The sequence below is a fragment of the Comamonas sp. F1-6 genome (assembly GCF_039581415.1).
GTDB classification, from domain to species: domain Bacteria; phylum Pseudomonadota; class Gammaproteobacteria; order Burkholderiales; family Burkholderiaceae_C; genus Comamonas; species Comamonas thiooxydans.
This window is the reverse complement of record NZ_JBCPWN010000055.1, coordinates 1-2,061: the sequence shown is the minus strand read 5'-3', so window position 1 is coordinate 2,061 and position 2,061 is coordinate 1. Positions and strand designations below refer to the sequence as shown.

General features: G+C 63.7%; 5 protein-coding genes. All 5 read left to right on the top strand.

Annotated features, from left to right (window positions below; all coding sequences use genetic code 11):
• On the top strand, positions 1 to 310 hold a 310-nt coding region (locus AAIL66_RS24190; protein WP_343497949.1), incomplete at its 5' end, for a putative peptidoglycan-binding domain-containing protein.
• A complete protein-coding gene (locus AAIL66_RS24185) occupies positions 307 to 795 on the top strand; it encodes a lysis system i-spanin subunit Rz (protein ID WP_343497948.1) in 489 nt (162 codons plus the stop codon). The genes AAIL66_RS24190 and AAIL66_RS24185, both read left to right, overlap by 4 nt.
• Positions 792 to 1,292, top strand: a complete 501-nt coding sequence (locus AAIL66_RS24180) for a phage tail protein (RefSeq protein ID WP_343497947.1) — start codon at positions 792 to 794, stop codon at positions 1,290 to 1,292. The genes AAIL66_RS24185 and AAIL66_RS24180 overlap by 4 nt, the downstream gene beginning before the upstream one ends.
• Positions 1,292 to 1,759, top strand: coding sequence for a phage virion morphogenesis protein (locus AAIL66_RS24175; protein WP_343497946.1), 468 nt, complete (start codon positions 1,292 to 1,294; stop codon positions 1,757 to 1,759). The genes AAIL66_RS24180 and AAIL66_RS24175 overlap by 1 nt, the downstream gene beginning before the upstream one ends.
• Before the next feature lie 74 nt (positions 1,760 to 1,833).
• Positions 1,834 to 2,061, top strand: a 228-nt coding sequence (locus AAIL66_RS24170) for a phage baseplate assembly protein V (RefSeq protein ID WP_343497945.1), incomplete at its 3' end; no start/stop codon positions are given.

The window sequence follows — 2,061 nt, the reverse complement described above, 5'->3', positions numbered from 1 at the left end:
TGGTCAGAAGACTGCCGCAGCTCAGTTGCAGCGGGCGCTGAATGTGCTCAACCGCCAGCAGGCCGACTATGACGACCTGGAAGATGATGGCCGAATCGGAACAATCACCCTAGCCGCCCTGCGTGCCTTCCTGAAAAAGCGCGGGCGTGAAGGCGGCGGCGTGCTCTTTGGCATGGTCGTTGCACGCCAGTCCGTGTACCTGCAGGAGCTGGCCGAGCGCCGGCCCAAGGATGAGGCCTTTCAATACGGCTGGCAGCTCAATCGTGCCCTGGGTGAATTCCTGGGCGGCAAACCATTCCTGCCAGCATGACGCCCGCCAGCATCATCGCCACCCTCACCCGGCTGGTCGTCCCCATCGCCGTGCTGCTCCTGCTCTACGCCGTGGACCAGCGCGCGGAGGAACGGGGCATGCAAAAAGCCCAGGCCCAGCACAGCGCCGCCGCTGTCCAGCGCCTGGAGTTCTCCATCGAGCGCAGCGGCCAACTGGCCGGGCAGCTCGGCCAGCTTCTGGACCGCAACCAACTGGACAAAGCCAATGCTCAAAAAGCCTTTGAACGCCTTGATGCTGACCTGCGCAGCGGCGCTCTGCGCCTGTCAATCCGCACCACCACCCAGACCGGAGGCAATCACAGTGCCACCGCTGGGCCTGTCCAAGCGAGAGCCGACATTGACCCAGAGGATGCTGCGGCTCTTGTCCGCGTCACCGATGACGGCGACAACGCAATCCGCGACCTCAATACCTGCATCGACGGATACAACAAAGTAATGCGCCAAGCCAACGGAGGGCAGCCATGAAAAAACCGCAATCCCTGCGCAACTTCATTGCCGGTGCCATCCCTGAGCTGCAGATCGACCCGCAGCGGCTCAAAATGTTTGTGGAGTCCGGCAACATCGTTGCGCGCAGCGGCGAAACGCTTTCCTTTGAATACCGTTTCACCGTGCGCCTCATCGTGCTGGACTATGCGGGCAGCCTGGACCTGTTCGCCATCCCCATGCTGGCGTGGCTCAATACCTATCAGCCCGATCTGCTGCAGAACAAGGACAAGGCGGCCAAGGGGCTGCGCTTTGATGTAGAAGTCCTGGCCAACGACAAGGTGGACCTTGTGATCGAGGTGGACTTGACCGAGGCAGTCATCGTCCAGGAAGACCAGGACGAACAGGGCCGCCAGCGCCTGACCGCAGAGCACAAGGGAGAAATCTACAGTCCCAAGCCCTATGCAACCGGCGACTACAGCCTCTACCTGGGCGACAAGATCGGCGCAGAGTGGCACCAGACCAAAGGGATTGAATAATGGCCGATGCCCTGGAACAGCTCGCGCAGTGGGCCACGCCACTGCTGCAGCGCATGGAGCCTGCGGGCCGCAAGGCGGCCATGCTGGAGGTGGCCAACTACCTGCGCAAGAGCCAGGCTCAACGCATCGCTGACCAGCGCAACCCGGACGGCTCGACCTATGAGCCACGGCGCCCGCGTGAACAGTTGGCCAAGCGCCAGGGCGCCATTCGGGCGGAAATGTTCATGGGGCTGCGCAAGGCCCGCAACCTGCAGCGCAAAGCCACGGCTGACGCCGCAAGCGTGGCATTCAATCCCCGCGTTTCATACGTGGCCCGCGTCCATCACTATGGCCTGCGCGACAAGGTGGACCGCCGCGACCGCAGCAGCCCCGTGGTGAAGTATGCGAGCCGCGAGCTGCTGGGCTACACGCAGGAAGAAATCAAGGGAATCGAAGACATCCTGATGGAGCACGCGACACGGGGCTGACCCGGTTTGCGTACTCATCGCCGCCACAACGGCCACCGCTCGCGCGCCCGCGTGCTGCCCGGCACAGTCGGCGCATGAATTCCGATCCAGCCCTCGCCATTGGCGAAATGCAGCGCCTGCTGCACAACATGATCCGCGTGGGGACGATCCATTCCGTGGACCACGGCGGCCCAGGCAAGCCCGCGCTTGTGCGTGTCTCGCTGGGCGAGCTGGTCACGGACTGGCGCCCCTATCACGAGGCCCGCGCAGGCGGCACCACCACATGGAACCCGCCCACCGTGGGCGAACAGGCCACCGTGCTA